General features: G+C 63.8%; 14 protein-coding genes. 9 read left to right on the top strand and 5 right to left on the bottom strand.

Annotation, left to right across the window (positions count from 1 at the left end; translation table 11 throughout):
- Positions 1-11: 11 nt before the first annotated feature.
- Positions 12-782, bottom strand: coding sequence for a putative hydro-lyase (locus tag AC3WLT_RS07835; protein WP_492591355.1), 771 nt, complete (start codon positions 780-782; stop codon positions 12-14).
- 482 nt (positions 783-1,264) lie between these two features.
- On the opposite strand from AC3WLT_RS07835, the gene AC3WLT_RS07830 reads away from it, so the two are divergent.
- Complete coding sequence (locus AC3WLT_RS07830) at positions 1,265-2,197, top strand: LysR family transcriptional regulator (RefSeq protein WP_492591322.1); 933 nt, start codon at positions 1,265-1,267, stop codon at positions 2,195-2,197.
- On the opposite strand, the gene AC3WLT_RS07825 is transcribed toward AC3WLT_RS07830, so the two are convergent.
- A complete protein-coding gene (locus AC3WLT_RS07825; RefSeq protein WP_492591321.1) occupies positions 2,198-4,420 on the bottom strand; it encodes a hypothetical protein in 2,223 nt (740 codons plus the stop codon).
- Between the two features lie 657 nt (positions 4,421-5,077).
- Here AC3WLT_RS07825 and AC3WLT_RS07820 point away from each other — a divergent pair.
- The 6 genes from AC3WLT_RS07820 to AC3WLT_RS07795 all read left to right on the top strand — a co-directional run bounded on the left by AC3WLT_RS07820 (position 5,078) and on the right by AC3WLT_RS07795 (position 10,589).
- Complete coding sequence (locus AC3WLT_RS07820) at positions 5,078-5,455, top strand: hypothetical protein (RefSeq protein ID WP_492591320.1); 378 nt, start codon at positions 5,078-5,080, stop codon at positions 5,453-5,455.
- A gap of 161 nt (positions 5,456-5,616) precedes the next feature.
- Entirely contained in the window at positions 5,617-6,210 is a 594-nt protein-coding gene (locus AC3WLT_RS07815; protein WP_492591319.1) for an RNA polymerase sigma factor, read from the top strand.
- Positions 6,207-6,866: a zf-HC2 domain-containing protein gene (locus tag AC3WLT_RS07810; protein ID WP_492591318.1), complete on the top strand. Its 660-nt coding sequence runs from the start codon at positions 6,207-6,209 to the stop codon at positions 6,864-6,866. The genes AC3WLT_RS07815 and AC3WLT_RS07810 overlap by 4 nt, the downstream gene beginning before the upstream one ends.
- A 145-nt stretch (positions 6,867-7,011) precedes the next feature.
- A complete protein-coding gene (locus tag AC3WLT_RS07805; protein WP_492591317.1) occupies positions 7,012-7,788 on the top strand; it encodes a TorF family putative porin in 777 nt (258 codons plus the stop codon).
- A 52-nt stretch (positions 7,789-7,840) separates the two neighbouring features.
- Entirely contained in the window at positions 7,841-9,265 is a 1,425-nt protein-coding gene (locus tag AC3WLT_RS07800; RefSeq protein ID WP_492591316.1) for a S8 family peptidase, read from the top strand.
- A gap of 181 nt (positions 9,266-9,446) precedes the next feature.
- A complete protein-coding gene (locus AC3WLT_RS07795; protein WP_492591315.1) occupies positions 9,447-10,589 on the top strand; it encodes a hypothetical protein in 1,143 nt (380 codons plus the stop codon).
- A 138-nt stretch (positions 10,590-10,727) separates the two neighbouring features.
- Here AC3WLT_RS07795 and AC3WLT_RS07790 read toward each other — a convergent pair whose 3' ends face one another.
- Positions 10,728-12,086: an RNA polymerase sigma factor gene (locus tag AC3WLT_RS07790; protein WP_492591314.1), complete on the bottom strand. Its 1,359-nt coding sequence runs from the start codon at positions 12,084-12,086 to the stop codon at positions 10,728-10,730.
- 331 nt (positions 12,087-12,417) lie between these two features.
- The gene (locus tag AC3WLT_RS07785; RefSeq protein ID WP_492591354.1) at positions 12,418-12,843 is read right to left on the bottom strand and encodes a lytic transglycosylase domain-containing protein; all 426 of its coding nucleotides are present in this window, start codon (positions 12,841-12,843) and stop codon (positions 12,418-12,420) included.
- A gap of 335 nt (positions 12,844-13,178) precedes the next feature.
- Here AC3WLT_RS07785 and AC3WLT_RS07780 point away from each other — a divergent pair, with 335 nt between their 5' ends.
- Both AC3WLT_RS07780 and AC3WLT_RS07775 read left to right on the top strand, forming a co-directional pair.
- On the top strand, positions 13,179-15,128 hold the full coding sequence (locus tag AC3WLT_RS07780; RefSeq protein WP_492591313.1) for a type III effector protein: 1,950 nt from the start codon (positions 13,179-13,181) through the stop codon (positions 15,126-15,128).
- 489 nt (positions 15,129-15,617) lie between these two features.
- On the top strand, positions 15,618-16,523 hold the full coding sequence (locus AC3WLT_RS07775) for a response regulator transcription factor (RefSeq protein WP_492591312.1): 906 nt from the start codon (positions 15,618-15,620) through the stop codon (positions 16,521-16,523).
- A gap of 119 nt (positions 16,524-16,642) precedes the next feature.
- On the opposite strand, the gene AC3WLT_RS07770 is transcribed toward AC3WLT_RS07775, so the two are convergent.
- Positions 16,643-16,864 (bottom strand): hypothetical protein, encoded by a 222-nt coding sequence (locus AC3WLT_RS07770; protein ID WP_492591311.1) that lies wholly within the window; start codon positions 16,862-16,864, stop codon positions 16,643-16,645.
- Positions 16,865-16,879 lie beyond the last annotated feature (15 nt).

The following is a 16,879-nucleotide window of genomic DNA, read 5'->3' as shown; positions in this document are numbered from 1 at the left end:
GAATCCGTGCGTCAGAACACGGCGAGCGATGCGTTGGGGATGTCGGTGACCAGCATGTGGCCAGGCCGGTGCGCGATGGCGAACGGCAGCCGCGCGCTTTCGATGGCGCTCTGGGGCGTCACGCCGCAGGCCCAGAAGACCGGCAGTTCGTGTTTGTGGATCGACACCGGATCGCCGAAATCCGGAGCCGACAGATCTTCAATGCCGAGCACTGCAGGAAGGCCGATATGCACCGGTGCACCATGCACCGACGGAAACCGGCTCGTGACCTGAACGGCGCGAATCGCATGGGCGCCGCTCATCGGCCGCATGGAGACGACGAGGTGGCCGCCGAACGGACCCGCCGCGTGATTGGGAAGGTGGGTGCGGTACATCGGCACGTTGACGCCTTCATCGATGTGGCGCAGCGGGATGCGTTCGCGCGCGAGCATCTGCTCGAACGAGAACGAGCAGCCGATGGCGAACACGACGAGATCGTCGCGCCATACTTCGCGGATATCGGCGGGCTGCTCGCACAGCACGCCTTCGCGATAGACGTTGTAGCCGGGGACGTCGGTGCGGATATCGAGGTCGCGGCCCAGCATCGGCAGATCGAATTGCCCCGGTTCGCCCACGGCGAGCAGCGGACATGCTTTCGGATTGCGCAGGCAGAAGCGCATGAAATCCTCGGCGTGGGCGCGCGGAAGAATGGCGAGATTGGCCTGCGCGAAGTCGCCGCAATAACCGGCCGTCGGACCGGAAAATTCCTTGCTGCGGACTTGCTGGCGAAAGGTGTGCGGCATGGCTGCGATTCCATTCGTGAGTTCGATGGGGTGCAGGTTAGAACCGAAAAAAAAGCTGTGCCAGCGAGTAATCCGTGCCGCCAGTGTTAGGTTTTTTTTAACGATTTCATGCGGGTTTTTACGTAGCTGGTGCTCGGCTCCGTGTCGCGGGAAAACCTCGGGTACGTCCTGGTAGCCAGCATTGGCACGCTGTTCAGGCCGATGCGGCGAGGGCGCCGCCACTCGTGCCACGCACCGGATTTCCTTTTGGAAGTACCGCAAGACAAGCAATTCTCCGTGGTGTAACTCGGGCTTTTTGTTAAGGTTCATACTGCTGACCGGGAACGCCGAAGGGATTTGCCGACGGTATGGGTCCCGAAACCGGTCCCGAAACCATTTGATCTAACGAAAGCCGCGAATACCTTGGCCATGAGTACCGATCTATCGATGTCCCTACGTGACGCCTTTGCTTGCACGGGTCCATACGCGAAGCGTCTCGCCAGATGAACACGCGCTTTCTCGAAACGTTTGTGACGCTGGCCCAGCTGGAGAGCTTTCGGGCCACGGCGCGTGTGCTGCACGCGACACCGGCAACGATCTCGCTGCGCATCCGTTCACTGGAAGACGAGTTGAAGACTGAACTCGTCGACCGTTCCACAACAACCTTCCGGCTGACACCGTCTGGCCAGAATCTGCTTGGGCCGGCAAAGAATGTCGTCAATGCTGTGCGCGCTTTGCGGGAGGCGGCGGGTCAGGAAGTGGTGGTTGGCGGGAAGCTTCGGTTGGGCGTGATCGAGACCGTGGTGCATAGCTGGCTCGCGCATTACATCACCCAGTTGAATGCGAGTTTTCCGGGACTCGAAGTAGACTTGACGGTCGATTCGAGTTCAGTGCTGCAACGACGCTTGCTGAGTGGCGATCTGGACATTGCGATACGGGTCGAGGGCATCGATAGTACGAAGATTGTCTCGAGTGCCATCGCAAGTTATCCGGTTCGCTGGATCGCGAAACGGGGCTTGCTGTCCAAGCGTGCCCAAGGGCTCGCGCTGCGGGTCCTGGAGCGCCCGGTTTTGACCTTCGGGCGTGGGACGGCGCCACAAGTGGCCCTCGAGAGCATTGTTCATGCGCTGGCGCAGCAACTCGGGATGCCGGCCGGGCAGACGCGAATCACCTGTTCGCCCTCCGTGGCCGCGATCGTTCAGCTGGTCCGGGACGGATATGGCGTGGCGGCCATTCCCGGCCTGTTTGTCATCGAGGCATTGCAGAGCGGTGAATTCATCGAGTTGCCGCTCAAACCCGTTCCCCCGCCGATCATCGTGTCGATTTGCAAGCCGGTGAACGCGAGTCCGATGATTCATGTTGCGGCGAATGCCGCGCAGCTTGCGTGCTCTGCATATTGCCAGTCGCGACGCAAGGACATGGTCGAGGCACTTTGATCAATACGGCGATATCCACGGATGCAAATGGCTGACCCGCGCGCCCTCGCCGTGTACCCAATCGAGCGCGTACTGGCTCGTGCCAGTACGCGATTCCTCGACACCGCGCGCACTGTTGCGCACGCCGTGACCGATCGTCCGGCCATGATGGCAGAGCGCGTCGATGCGCCCGCGCGGATAGCCTTGCGCAATGCGCTCGAACGCTTCGCGATCTTGCGCAAGCAGCGCCGACTGAGGCTGCGCGATTTCATGACGCGCGACTTCGGCAATCACGCGCAGCACGCCGGCACGCGAAACGAAGGTGCCCGTGCGCATCACCTTGCTCATCCGCGTGTGCATCTGCTCGGATGTCTGCCCGACGTGTACCTTGATCACGCGTTCCAGCGCGCCGCGCGAGATCACTCGCAATAGCGCCGGTTCGCGCGTGACTTTGTCCCACAGTTCACCGAGACGGTTTTCGATCGGTTCGCTCTGATTGCCGCGAGCAGTACGCTGCCGCATCCGGGTTTTGCCTCCATCACGCAAATCCTTCAGCGTCTGGCGATGAGCCGACAGTTGTTGCCCGATGTCCTCGACTTCGTCGGATACCGTCATGTGACGCGCGCTGAGCTTCGCATAGTGCTCGAACTCTTTCTTATGCTGCTGCGCGTATTGAAGTATTTCGCCTTGCAGACGTCCGATGCGAATTTCCAGCTGGTCGATATCGACACCGCTTGCGCTTGCTCCGACCGTATCCGACTCGCTTGCCTTCGCGCTCGGCACGCCCTCGCGCGTGAGCCTGTTGCGCTCGGCGCTCGCTTCGGCGATCTTGCCCTTGTAATAGGCGTCGAGTTTCGGCGCCACGCGCTGGCCCATCGCTTCGACGTCGTCGATGTTCATGATCCCCGTGAACTGTTTTTCCATCGCGTCGATCATGGCCTGAAACGCGGTGCGATGCTCGGTGAGCTGCGCGAACACGGTGGCGACCTGTTCGGCGGTGTGCGCGATTTCCGGGCCGAGCAGTTTTACGTCGCCGAACATCACGCCGCGCGACTGCCGTTGGACGGCGGCTTGCAGGTTGGCACTGGCGTTCCTGAACACCTGAAGCACCGCGCGCGTTGCGATTTGCGCGGGCGACACGTTGAGCAAGCGGCGAACCGCGTTCATCTGGTCCATCGTTTTGCCCACCCGCCTGCCAACCGTCGACACGCGCAAGCTGCGGCCGAAATCCTCTACCAGCAGGCGCTCGACGGCGGGGTACAACGGCTTGAACCGAGGGTGCGAGACGAGCGCCATGAACGCCTGCAACGCTTCCTGCGGGTCCGCTCCCGGTCGTGCACCGCTTTGCGCGATGTGATCGAACGCGGTGGCGACGGCCTCCTGAAGCTGGCGCTCGAGATCGGGCGGACGGCGTGACGGCCGGGCCTGCGCGGGCTGCAGGCCACGCAGCCATTCGGTGACCTTGGTCACCAGTTCGGGACTCACATGGTCTATCGACTCGAAGGTGCCGACCGTTCCCAATGCGCGCAGCGTATCGCGGCTCGCGACGACTTCCGCCTCGCGCGCCGCCTTCTTGCGGCTGCTCTTCAACAGATCGACTTGCTGCCCCAACGCGGCGATACGCTGCGAGTGCGCGGCGCGCAATTCGCTACGACTCGTGCTGGCTTGCGACGCACGAGGCGTGGGGCGTGCGTCGGCGGTGCGAGCTTCATGCAATTGTTCGAGGCGGCTCGATTTTTCTTCCAGCGACGCATTCAGCTTTTCGACAACCGCACGTGCCCGCTCGCACTGTTTGCCGAGCGCGTCGACGGTGCGCTGGGCGATGTCGCCGCGCGCTTCGAGTCGCGCAATGGCTTGCTGCACTTCGGCTTGCGACATGGTCGGGGCATCGGGTCCATCAGGTGCATCGGGCTGCGCGGGCGCCTTTAGCGCGAGCAACTGAGCCTCGAGCTCACGGATCTCATCGGCGAACGCGAGTACGGCATCGATGTCGCGTTGCCGCGCTGCAAGCACGGCGGCACGGCCTGCGTGTTCGGGCCGTTGCTGCGCGACGGGCGTCGCCTCGGTCGAAGACGATGACGCGCCTTCGGCCCCCGGCGAACGCGACGGCAAGCTGGCAATTAACGGGTTCGCGGCGGCGCGCAACCGACGTCCCGGTTGCGCGGGCGTCTGCGCGCCGGTTCGCGCGGCTTCCTGCTCCAGCACGTCGTGAGGTCGCTGTGGGGATCGAATCGGCGAAACCATATGCATCCTTTGATCGGGCGGCGGTTGACCGATGCTGTCGCGCGAACCCTGAGAAAACCGCAACACGCTGCACGCAAGCGCAATGGCTCGGCGCGTTCAGAAGGGTTGCGATTGTTTGCTTGCGAGCGATGTGCTGTGTCGCTCTCCAGGATCACGCGACGCATGAGTCTATGACGAGCCGATTGTGTTCGACGGCGATCCGCGAGCAAAGAGATGCGCCGAATATGCGGCGACGGGGGCGAAATGATCCAGGTCCTGTAGAACGACGTTCGATGTGCGGCATGCCGTCGTGCAGATGGCTGCCGCATCGGGGCTTCGCACCTTGTCGCAGTGCTGCCGGCCTCGCCGCGCAAAACGATGGTGATCGGCAGATTGGCGCCGACGCTTCGGTAAGCGGGAAACAACTTCGCTGTCCCGCGCCGCGCGGCTCGCATCTTCGTGTACGGTATGCGCCACCCGATCGAAGCTGAAGAAGTCACCATGTCGAAAATATCGGCGCAAAGCGGTGTTCAGGCGCTTGCTGAGCTCGCATTGTCAACAAGCGGCGACACAACCGGCGACGCAAACATCGCACGAGTCCCGGCACATCCCAAGGCGAAGTTCGGTTGTGGCTGGGGAGAATTGAAGTCCACAACCGCGCACTGCAAGCAACTTTCGATGGACCGCCCGAAGCTTATGCGCACGCCGCTAACGCGCGAGCGGCTGCATCGCCTGCGTTACGAACTCGGCAAGATCAGCCCGTCGCCGTCGACTATCGAAGAGGCGCGCGCCGAAATCATCAAGGCCATGGCGCGCGCGAATCTCGGCGGCTGGCGCGTACCGGAGCTCACCGACGACTCGGCGATTCACCATGTGGACGGCTCGGTGCGAATCAGCCTCATCGCGCATGTGATCGTTTTCAATCGCAGCGGTGCATTTCAGATTGTCGACACGCATCCGCCCGGCATGCTGTACTTCGAAATGTGTGGACGTGACGGCGCGGCTTTCGTGCCGCCTTGCGGTATGCATGCGCAAGCCAGCCGAAATGTAAGGTAACTGCCAGGCGAAACCCGCGGACGCGCGAGTTTCCCGCATCCGCGGCGCGCGTGACCGCGCGCAGTGCCGGATCAATTATTTTTGCGTCGCTCGCAACTTTTCGCGCCGGCGGCGACACTCACGGTCATCCACACAATCTGGCGGATTGCGAGCACAGCGACATGTCACCGAAACCGATCGTCTCAAGCAACGTCTGTCTTGCCGCGCGCAGCGTCGACGCGGAAGATGCCGCGTTGCTGCAGCGCATCGCGGCGGCGGACAAGTCTGCGCTGGCCGCGCTCTATCGCGAGTATCACCGGCGGCTGGTCCGCTTTCTCGGCCGCTTCACGCGGCGCGATGACGTGATCGAGGAAGTCATCAACGACACCTTCATGATCGTCTGGCAAAAGGCCGGCGAATTTCGCGGCCAGTCGCGCGTGTCGACGTGGCTCATGGGCATTGCATACCGCGTCACGTTGAAGGCGCTGCGCCAGGGCGGCTTGCCGGCCGAACAGCAGCATGACTTCGACGGGCCGTCCACGGAGCCGTTCGCCGAACAGGAAATGACCGACTGGGTGACCAAGGGGCTGATCAGGCTCGCCCCGGAGCAGCGTATCGTGATGGAGCTGGCCTACGTGATGGGCCATTCGCTCGAAGAGATTGCGGAGATAACCGAAAGCCCTGTCAGTACCGTGAAGGCCAGGATGTTTCATGCGCGGGTCAAGCTGCGCAATCTGCTGCCGGCGCTCGCCGGCATTGATGGGAGCGTTCGATGAGCAATACAGCCGAGAGCGAACTCGCTCATCTGCACGTATGGGAACTGTTGCCGTGGATCGTCAACGGCCGGGCGTCCGACACCGAACGCAAGCTGGTCGACGCGCACGTGCGCGATTGCGAACGATGCCAGGCGGAACTCGCGTCGCAGCGCAAGCTGGGCGCGGCGATGGCCGCGCGCGAGGACGCCGGTCCTGACGTCGAGCGCGGTCTCGATCATCTGTGGGAGCGTTTCGACGAAGAGGCGCAGCCGGCCGTTCGCACCGGCACGTCGGCGCCCAGGCGCAGCCGCATGACGGCGATCGCGGCCGGTCTCGCGGCCATCGTGCTGCTGGAGACGGGCGCGCTCGCGACGCTCGGCTTCGGCCGCGGCGCCGATAGCGCGCCGGCGAACTATCGCACGCTGTCCCAGACCGATGCCGCTGCCGCCCGCGCGACCATCCGGCTCGTCGCCGATCCGGCGATGCCGGTTGGCCGGCTGCAGGCGCTGCTCGTGCCGCTGCATCTCCAGATCGTGGGCGGGCCGAGCGAAAACGGCGTCTATTCGCTCGCGCCGGTGGCCGCGCCCGGCGACGTGGCGAAGCAGCTCGCGGTCTTGCGCGCCGCGCCCGGCGTGCGCTTCGCAGAGCCGGTCGGCGAGGGTGCCCGCGGTCCCTAACAATTCCTTGTCGGTTTTTTTGCGTTCGGGTTTATCGGTTAAGATCGGCACAGCCTTGCCGTGCGCAGTTGCGCGCCCAAGGCTTGCCGGATGGCTTGAATAACGCCATTGCTTTTCCATCCCACCCGGGTTCCTGAACGACAAGATGGCGCCGAGGTTTCGTTCGATCGCGCTTTGCGCCGGCGTGGCGCGCCCGCCAGCCCGTCCAATCCGATGGTGTGCATCGCTCGCGCTGCTTGCCGCACTGCTTATCGTTTCATCGCTGCCGCGCCTCGCCTTGGCGGCGAGCGAAGATTGGCAGTTCGAAGCTGGTATCGCCACCGACAAGGTCACGCGCGGCATGGACATCAGCTACCGGCAGCCGTCGGTGGACGTCGCTGCGAACTGGTATCCCGGCAACGGCTTCTTTGCGGGCGCGTCCGCATCCTCCATCAGATGGGGCGACCCGCCGACCACGGGCGCGGAATTCGTCGTCAACGCGGGTTACGGCTGGCGCCTCGCCAACGACTGGAGCGCGCAGGCCATGCTGTCGCACTACCAGTTCACCCGCGTGCCGTCCGCGTCGAGATTCAACTACGACGAACTCGCGTTGACGGTGGGCTGGCGCGACTCGGTGTTCGCGTCGGTCGCGCTGTCGCCGAATACGGGCTTTGGCCCGTCGCCGAGTTCACGGGCGATCTCCTACGATCTGGTCGGCCGCCTGCCGCTCATCCACGGCTGGACTGCAACGGCGGGCATCGGCTATTACGATCTGCATACGGTGCTCGGCTTCGGCTATGTGTACGGCAATCTCGGGCTGACCTGGCAGTTCCGGTCGTGGCAATTCGATCTGTCCTATATCGCGACGAACAACGAAGCCAAGACGATGCTCGGCCCGGGCGCCTCCAACCGGTGGATTGCCGATGCGATCTGGCATTTCTGAGTTGCACTGTAACTTTTTGCGCGGTGACGCGCACCTACGGCAGTCCACATCTTTGAATCAGATCACCATGAAGCTCGCGCAGCGCCGCCATTTCCATGAGCTCGCCGGGTCCGCTCCGGCGGGACGCCGCAACATTGGCGGAGAGGCGCGCGCGGTCGGCGCGGGCCAGGTTGTGCGCTGGCTTGTGCATGGGCTCGTGATGTGCGCGGCGCTGACAATGTCCGGATGCGCGCTCGTTCCCGCCACGCCCGATCCGGCCGTCGCCACGCAGCAGATGAAAGCCCGCCCCGAGCGGATGATCGTGCTGGCGGTCGCGAATCCGCCGGAAACGCTTATGTTGCGCGCGGGCACGACGGCAGGCGGCTACGGCGCAGCGGGCGGCTATTCGCCGGGCGGCAGTGCCCGTGCTCAGGTCGCAGCGCTCGCAGCGCAATATGGCTTGAGGGAGGTGTCGGCGTGGCCGATTCCGTCGTTGAAAGTGCATTGCGCGATGCTCGAAATCGCCGGCGACGCGCGGCGCGACGAGGTGCTTGCGCGGCTCTCCGCCGATCCCCGCGTGCGTCTCGCGCAGCCGTTGCAGACCTTCGAGCTGCTCGGCGATGCGCCGCACAGCAGCGACTACGCCGACTTGCAGCAGGGCTTTCGCGAGATCGGCGCGGGCGCCGCGCAAAAGGTCGCGCGAGGCGATTCGGTGCGCGTGGCGGTGATCGATACGGGCATCGATACGACCCATCCTGATCTGCATGGCCGCATTGTCGCGACCCGCAATTTCGTCGACGATGACTGGACGCAATTCAATCGCGATCTGCACGGCACGGCGGTCGCGGGCGTGATTGCAGCCGATCGCGCGGACGCGGCCGACGGCAAGCCGGGCGGCATCGAAGGCGTGGCGCCGCATGCGAAGCTGATCGCGGTCAAGGCTTGCTGGCAGCGCGACAGTCACAGCGGACCTTCGGTCTGCAACTCGTTCACGCTGGCCGAGGCGATCCAGGCGGCGCTCGAAGCGCATGCGCAGATCATCAACCTGAGTCTTGGCGGGCCCGCCGATCCGTTGTTGAGGGAACTGATCGAGCTGTCGGTAAAAAAAGGCGTGATCGTGGTCGGTGCGGTGCTGCCGGACGGCGACCTCAAGGCGTTTCCGGTCGGCGTGCCGGGCGTGATCGCCGTCGATTCGGCTCGCCCGGCGGCCAGCGCGCCAGCCGATGCTGGCCCGAACGTGCTGTATGCGCCGGGGCGCGACGTCCTCACGCTCACGCCGGGCGGGCACTACGACTTCGTTTCGGGTTCGTCGTTCGCGGCAGCGAATGTGACGGGTTCCGTCGCATTGCTGCTCGGATTGCAGCCGAATCTCGACGCGCATTCGATCCAGGCGCTGCTCGACCAGACAAGCGGCCCGAGCCGGCAGCATGGTCGCGTGATCAATGCGTGCCGCGCAATTGCCGCGCTTCATCGCCCGTGCGTTGACGTGGCGTTCTGACCGGCGCCGCTTGCTGCGCCGCTGTTCGCTGCCGGACGAAGCGGTTCGCCCGGTCGGCCAGGCCGCGCGCCAGTTGTGGCGCATGCTGTTGCCAGTCAAGCCAGCGGCCTTCTGTCCGATTCGACGCAGAGACAGGTGACGGCTCATCCTTGTGCGCCGAATGTTCCCGTGGAGCCATATCATGCGTACACAGCGCACAGCCAGTACTCCCCCAACCGATCTCGCCGATCCCCACGCGCCTCGGCCGGCCGGCGGCAATGTCAGCCGGTCACGGGCGAAGTCGCGCTTCTCCGGTTCGGCCAGCGCGATCCTGTCGCAGCTGAGGTCGATCGGCGGCGGCTCGCGTTCTGCGACGCGCTCGCTCCGGGCGACGTCGGCTGCGAACCGCGCGCCCGCGGCGGTGACGGTCACAGCGAAGGGGGATCCTCTCGGGGACACCGTCCAGTGGATCAATCATCAGCGTCGGCAAGTCGATGCTCCGCGCGCCGGCGCGAATGGCGGCGTGACGAAACTGACTCGCGAGCAGGCCGCGGCATTGAACAAGGTCGTGCCGAAGCGGGTCGCTCCCGCGCCGCCGACGGGCGCGAGTGGCGAAACCGCCAAAGCGCAGACGAGCAAGACGGGGCCTTCTCCCACCAACCCGGTGATCGAGTCTGACGACGATCTGTTCGAACTGCCTCTGCCGGCCGCAGGGCGCGCGCCGCATAAGACGTTGCAGCAGCTGTTCGATGAAGAGCGCACCTTTAGGAACGACCCGGAGCTACCCGCTCAGACCCAGCCTCAAAGCACCGCGGCCGCTCCCGCGGATGACGACGATCTCATCGAAGTGGATCTGCACAGCGGTCGCGCCAATGCTGGCGCCGACGCATCGGGGCCAGCCGGCGCAGCGGCTCCAACCGGGCTGAAAAGCGCACTGCGCAAACCGGACCCGGCCCGCCGCGAGGCCAGGCCGCGCGTGAGCTGGCATCCGGATGTCCGGGACACGAAACTCGCATCGGCGGAAGAAAAGGGCGGCCCACGGCAACGCACGACCGACCCGGAGCTCCTCGAGATCCAGGCGAACACCAGAAAGAACGAGGTGCTTCAGGAGTTTGGCAGGTTGCCCGTCGACGAAGAATGCGATGAAGGCAATCAAGGCGTGAGTGCCGCGCCGACGCTCGATCGGTCGCCGGCACGCCGTGAGCAGCCAGACGAAAGCGCACCGTCCGCGTCACCAGTCGCGACGGCTGTGACAGCAACGGCGCCTGCTGGCCGCGCGCGTCGCGGCGGTATCACGGGCATGCTCGGCCGCATGGTCCAACTGCCGCGAAAATTGTGGCGTTGAGTGACGAGGTTTCGCTGCAACGTTGCGGGCAGACGCGCACTTCAGCGCTCCATGCCACGCTCGACGAGCGGCCGCGACGACGCATCACAGGTCAACGCGCGCCTGCATACCGCTCGCGCACTTTAAAACGCACTTTTTTTAAACACACTTCACCTGCCCGAGTATTTCCAGCGTCTCGCGCAGCTTGCCGCGCGCTCGATGCATGCGCGCCTTGACCGTCGTGACCGGGCAGCCGGTGATCTCCGCGATCTCTCCGACCGAATGTCCGAGCACATACGCGAGCGCCATCACGAGACGTTGCTCGACGGGCAACAGATCGAGCGCCTTCGACAGCAGGTCGGACAGTTCATGGTCATGCCAGTACTGAACCATCGTATCGGCATGGTCGATGTCCAGTGGCTCGAATTCCGAACGGCGCTGGTCGCGCAACGCGCGCAGCGCCGAGCGATACGCAATGCCGATGATCCACGTCGAGACGCTGGCCTCGCCCCGGAAGTCGCCGGCCCGCTTCCAGACGACCATGAAGGTGTCGTTGATGATTTCATCGATCACCTCGCTCTTCCACGTAAGCCGGGTCAGGAAACGCGCGAGACGCCGATGGTAGAGCCGGTACAGGCGGGCCAAAGCCGAGGCGTCGCCCGCCGCCACGCGCTCGAGCAAGGGCCGGTCGTGATCGACGGCAGCAAAGCCCTCACGCGCGACGAGATTGGCGGACACGTGGCATGTGACTTCGCCGATTTCATGGCGCGCGGTTTCGTGCCCGCGCAGGTCGCCGATGTCGTGCATCGCGCCGACAATGCCGGTGATGCGTCCGTCTTCGCCATAGACGACGCCCTTGTAAAAGCGAACCATCCGCACGATGCCCGCTCCGTTGCGCACGCCGGCGGCATACGTCTGCACGCCGCCGTCGGCTATGAGATCGAGGTCGGCCTTGTGATAGGTGAGCGCGAGATCGGAGGGCGAGACGTCATAGACGGTCTTGCCGAGAATGCCGGCTCGCTCGATACCGAGAAAGCGTTCGAAGACCTGGTTGCATCCCGTGTACAGGCCATTCGCGTCCTTGAAGAAAACCGGCGACACCATGCCGTCCGTGTGACTTTGCAGCGTGGAGAAATCGGTGACGCCGTCGCGCGCGAACGAGAGCAGCCTCGTCTGCGCGCGTGCGCGCTCGACGATGGCTTCCGGGCTCAGCAGATCTTCGTTGCTTACCGCATCGTTGGCACCGCGCGAGATGAGCGAAACGACGCACTCGGCTGACAGCTCGCGCAGCACTGGGATCAGATAGTGTTCATCGCCGTTTTCGATCCGCAGTTTCTCTATCTCGGCGTTAGCGTCGGTATCCGCACAGTCGATAAAGACGACCGCCGGCGACGGGTCTTCGATCAGATGCGGCAGCCGCAGCGCCTGCGCGCCGTGGCGCCTGATTGCCGCGGGCGTCGGACGATCCGATGAACTCGACCAGAAAATGCGCGTCTCGTCGACAAGATGTGCCACCATTCGCTTTCCTCACAGTCTTCCTCATTGACTTTGCACACCGAACGAAAGAACGGCGGCGTCAGCTCACGCGGGCAAGCGAGGCACTGATCCGAAAAGCCGTGCGGCTGACGGAAGTTGCGCGGTCTGCGCCGCAAGCCGGTTTGCCCAAGTATGAGCATACCTGCTTGGAGACACAGAAATTATTGAATCGTGTGGCTGATGCGAGCAACGACTGCATCTTGTCCCATGTATCGGGAGTCATGTGGCGCCGCGATGAATGATTCGCTTAACTGCGTCCAAATCGTTGGTAAACAGGCGTTTCATCGCGTAAACCGAGCGCTTCATCGCGTATTCATTTTTTGGCCATGCGTGCCGGATTCGATGACGGCCGCGGCAGTTCACGCCATTGCCTGACAATGGCCGCGATATGCCGCGCGTAAAGATCGCGCTCGGCAGGCGTCTCCGAGTGATAGGTGCCGACCGCGGCCCATGTGTTGCCGTACTTTTCCATCTTTCCCCGCAGATGCCAGGCGGCGATATACACGTTCTTGCACGGCTCCATCAGCGCATCGCGATCGATGTGATAGCGCGCCAGTTCGCGCAGATGAATCGAGTTGATCTGCATGACGCCATAGTCGAGCGAGCCGTTTGCATTGAGATGTGTCGCGTTGGGCCGATTGTGCGATTCCTGCCACGCGATGGCCCGCAGCACCATCGGATTGACGTGCTGGTATGCGGCGGCGTCGTCGAAGCAATCGGCCCGCGCGGATTGCGTCATGAGCGCGATCGCCACGCTGACGGCGAGGGCGAGCGGCGAACAATGAATGGCGCGCTGCATGACGAACTCCTTCGAATGCTGCTGAACGGCGCGATTGTGAGCGTCGCGCGCAGGAACGCCGGCGCGAGGCCCCGAAAGAATGAAGGCGCGAACGAAGCCTGTCGTGCGATGGCACGGGGCTTTGTGCATGGTTCGCGCATGGGCTCAACTTTTCGCTGCGCTGCGGCGGGCGCGGCCGCGAGCAACTGTTCAATACGTCCTCAAGTGATGCGGGGCGCATCGTGCCACGAGGATGCGGCTGTCCGGTGACCCGCCTGTCGCGCACAGGAGGCGCTATGAAGACCCGTTCAGCAATTGAGGCACGCTCGATGTCCGATCTCGGCTCGACGCCCGAGACCTCGACACGCGGCAACAACGCAAGCCGTCGCGCCCGCGTTCGTTCAACAGACTCCGCATTACTCACGCTCGGCGCGCGCTCATCATCGCGTTCGCCGGCCGCGGCCGGCGAAGGACGTGCGTCGCGAGCCTCGGTCGAGCAACTGCAACGCTGGGGCGCGGGCGGGGAAATCGAGGAAGTGGCGCCGCGCACGACGCTTGGCGAGCTGATGCACCGGGAACGCCCAACGCCGACGACGTCGTCGTATATGACGCGTTTGCAACAGCGTGGCGCGACGCACGAGCGTTCATCAAGCGGCAGCATGATCGACATGCGTTCGCCATCGCGTGAATCGCGCTCGACGCAAACGCAAGGTCGCACAGATGCAGAGGTGTCCTTGCAGCCGCAGACACAGGCGCACACGGCGGCCCACACGGCGGCTCGCGGCGCGACCGCAGAATTCGCGCAGGCGCCGCAATCCGCGAGCGGGACATCTGCCTCCGATGTGCGCACAGCGAAGCCGCGCCCCATTCGCGCGTTGCCCTCGGGGCCGAAGATCGACGGCATGGACAATGTCCTGATGTCGGCCTACACCCTCGGCGACGAGCAGCTCTCGTCCATCACCGAAGCGCTCGGACTGGGGCCCGCGCACCCGGATGAATATGTGCGCAACATGCAGACAGCCGCGCTTGCGCGCATCCTGCGCGGCGCGGTCTATCAGGGGCCGCCCACGCCCAACGCCGGTTCGGTCGCGCGGCTTCAGTTTGGCCTCGGCTTGCCGCCCGAACGCCTGCACCAACTCATTGCGGCCGCGGAACAGGCCGGCTGCTTCATGACCGAGCGCCAACAACAAGGCAAGAACGGCGAGACGCAGCATCTGTTGCAGCTGCACTTCAGTCCATCCGTCGACTATGGCGCCGAGCGCCTCGCATCGCAACCGGATTCGGTGAACTACAAGGCCGTCAAGGCGCTCGCCGAGCTCATGGTCGAGGTCACCGCGCCCGAGCATCGCACGGACGGGCAGCGCTTCCCGATCGAATTCGTCGCGGCGAGCGTGATGCAGGGCGGCAGTTCGGAGGTATTCGCCGAGCACTTCGCAAAGCACACGCAGGTGAGCCCGCCGCGTATCAGCTTGTTCCATGAACACTTCAATGAGGCGAACCTCCGTAACGCCTGGCTGTTCACGGCGCTCACTCCCGAACAGAAGGAGAAGCTCGTGCATGCGGCGAACGTCTCGCATCTCCAGTTCGAGGAACGGCGATCGACGGCAGCGGACGGCACGCGCTGCGTGAAGCTTCGGGTTTTCTTCGGCGGAACGGAGAACTGGCGCGACGTGAAGCAGGCGCTCGTCAGCGGGACAGGCGGCGTCGGCAAGGTGTTCGGCGCGGTGCGCGACGCAGCAGAAATCATCGCGAAAAAAGTCGAGCAGGCGCAGCGCGAGGGCTATCGCGTCGAGTTCGAACACATCGCGGGGGCGTCGATGGGCGGGGCCAGCGCGCAACTCTTCACGGCGGCGCTGCAAAGCCGCGTCAAGTTGCAGAAGCACCCGCCCCTCGTCCTACTCGATCCGCAATTGCCCAACAGTGCGCAATTGCGGCATGCAGTAAAGGGCGGCACGCTCGAATACGACTACACGAAGCCGCGGGGCGTCGCAATCACGCTCGACTATCCCGCGAATCCCCGCAAGGGCCTGATGGGGCGCATGAAGGGACTGGGCTTCAAGTCGCCGGGCCTCGTGCGGCTCAAGCTCGCACTGAGCGATTACGACGCCACGAAGCGCCTGCCGAACGGCGAGACCGAGAGGTCGACTCCGCAGACAAGCGGTCCTCCGGGCATGGGCTATCACGCCGATCCCGAGCTGTACCTCGCGGCGATCAACCGTTTCACTCGCCGCGTCGTGCTGAGTTGATACACATCCGCGACCGCCACGCGTCATGCGTGTGTGAACTAACGCGTCTCGCATCCGTAAGCTGATAGTTAGAAAAGCTACACGAATCTTTCATGCGCACGCGTAGGGCAACTTATCGTAAGTACGGTGCCACATCGCGCGGTTCATCGCTCTTTGCTGAGCGATGACACGCAATAGACAAAAATTGAAAGAACATGCGGTGGCTCGCGCAACGGTGATTGGGCGCCGCACAACAAAATAAATACGCGCTGCGCATCCGTTGTGTCTTTCAGATGCACTAACGGACAGAGAGATCTCACCGGATAACGTCAACGACGATCGCGCAACGAAGCGGGCCTTTCACTGTGCCGTTGCCGCGCTGGACGACAGACGACCAACAACGTAACCCGAGTGAGAGGACCAGAAGCTGTATCGGGGATAGCCGCCGGCATTGCAAGAGGATGCCGGCCAGTAATGGGAAGGTTGTCACATATTTGGATGCGAACCGCCGTGGATAATGACCTGCTCTTTGCAATCGCGACTGACGATCGGATGCTTCGACGCAATCTTGCAGAATCTCTTGCCGGAGATGGCATCGTTGTCGAGTCGTTTTCGTGTGAGCTCGACTTGTTGCGCGCGATGCGTGCGAACCGCTACGACCTGGTGCTGATCGACTCGAAGACCGAGCCGACAGCGACAGGCGCATTGCTGTCATGGCGCAGTTGCAATGCCGACGTCTGCACGCCGCTGATCGTGCTGACGAACCAGTCTAGCTGGACGAGTCTGTTGCGTTGGATCGACAATGGCGCGACCGATGTCGTCAATCGCTACGACATGGAACAGATCCGTTTCCGCGCGCACCTTGCGTTGCAACGAAGCGTCTGCAACACGGTGCCGCACGAGATTCAGATCGGCCGCTACCTGCTGCAAAGGGACACGGGCCGCGCGACGATCGACGGCGTCGAGATTGCGCTGACAGGGCGTGAGTTCGCGATTGCGTGGCTGTTCTTCTCGAACCCCGGCAAGTTCTTCAGCCGCGCACAGATTGCAGCGAGCATCTGGGGCGCCACGGAGCAGATTGCCGCGCGCACGCTGGAGCAGCACATCTACAAGCTGCGCAAGAAGCTGGACCTGTCGCGCACATCGGGGCTGAGTCTGAAGACCGTCTATGCGCTCGGCTACAAGCTCGACGGCGCTCATGCGGCGCAATCGGAGCTCGATGCCAGCGCCGAACCGGGCTTCGCCGCGCTGCAAGGTTGTCTCGGTCGGAGCGGCGCGCGGGAAGCGGACTACCTGCGTGGCGCCGACCGGATGCTGCTCGCTCCGGCGCGCTCGCGAGGACTGCGGCGTGCGGACGAACTCGCGGTCGACGATGCTCGCGATCTATCCGCGCGTTTCGCGATGAGTAACGCGTAACAAGGCGCGTAACACACGCAGTTTGCCGGGATGCCTGCCGGGCCCATCGTTGCCCGGCGGGCCGCATGAGTCGGCTGACCTGTCTGATGCATGCGGCCCGATGACAGGGTTCGCTGCGCTCACGCGCTGTCCGGATCTTCCTCCCGTTCTTCCGCGGTACGTTCCTGCTGGTCCTGGAAGATCTGCATCATGACCTGCGAGCTGAACGCCTGGATCGCCGCATCCAGATCGGTCTGGCTGCCGCCCGAGTTGTCGTTCTTGTTCTTGTCCTTGTTCTTCGTGTTGGTCTCGTGAGTCGACGGATGGTTCGCGGTGTTGCCGTTGTTGACGCGTGATGTCATCTGATTCTCCAAATA

Source organism: Paraburkholderia sp. FW306-2-2C-D06C (assembly GCF_058781505.1).
Note: the sequence above shows the minus strand (reverse complement) of the source record. Positions and strands in the feature narration are given on the sequence as shown.

Coding starts and splice junctions, on each gene's coding strand:
- AC3WLT_RS07790 (WP_492591314.1), bottom strand. CDS start 12,086: ATGGTGGCACATCTTGTCGACGAGACGCGCATTTTCTGGTCGAGTTCA.
- AC3WLT_RS07835 (WP_492591355.1), bottom strand. CDS start 782: ATGCCGCACACCTTTCGCCAGCAAGTCCGCAGCAAGGAATTTTCCGGT.
- AC3WLT_RS07805 (WP_492591317.1), top strand. CDS start 7,012: ATGGCGCCGAGGTTTCGTTCGATCGCGCTTTGCGCCGGCGTGGCGCGC.
- AC3WLT_RS07795 (WP_492591315.1), top strand. CDS start 9,447: ATGCGTACACAGCGCACAGCCAGTACTCCCCCAACCGATCTCGCCGAT.
- AC3WLT_RS07780 (WP_492591313.1), top strand. CDS start 13,179: ATGAAGACCCGTTCAGCAATTGAGGCACGCTCGATGTCCGATCTCGGC.
- AC3WLT_RS07770 (WP_492591311.1), bottom strand. CDS start 16,864: ATGACATCACGCGTCAACAACGGCAACACCGCGAACCATCCGTCGACT.
- AC3WLT_RS07810 (WP_492591318.1), top strand. CDS start 6,207: ATGAGCAATACAGCCGAGAGCGAACTCGCTCATCTGCACGTATGGGAA.
- AC3WLT_RS07820 (WP_492591320.1), top strand. CDS start 5,078: ATGGACCGCCCGAAGCTTATGCGCACGCCGCTAACGCGCGAGCGGCTG.
- AC3WLT_RS07830 (WP_492591322.1), top strand. CDS start 1,265: ATGAACACGCGCTTTCTCGAAACGTTTGTGACGCTGGCCCAGCTGGAG.
- AC3WLT_RS07825 (WP_492591321.1), bottom strand. CDS start 4,420: ATGGTTTCGCCGATTCGATCCCCACAGCGACCTCACGACGTGCTGGAG.
- AC3WLT_RS07815 (WP_492591319.1), top strand. CDS start 5,617: ATGTCACCGAAACCGATCGTCTCAAGCAACGTCTGTCTTGCCGCGCGC.
- AC3WLT_RS07785 (WP_492591354.1), bottom strand. CDS start 12,843: ATGACGCAATCCGCGCGGGCCGATTGCTTCGACGACGCCGCCGCATAC.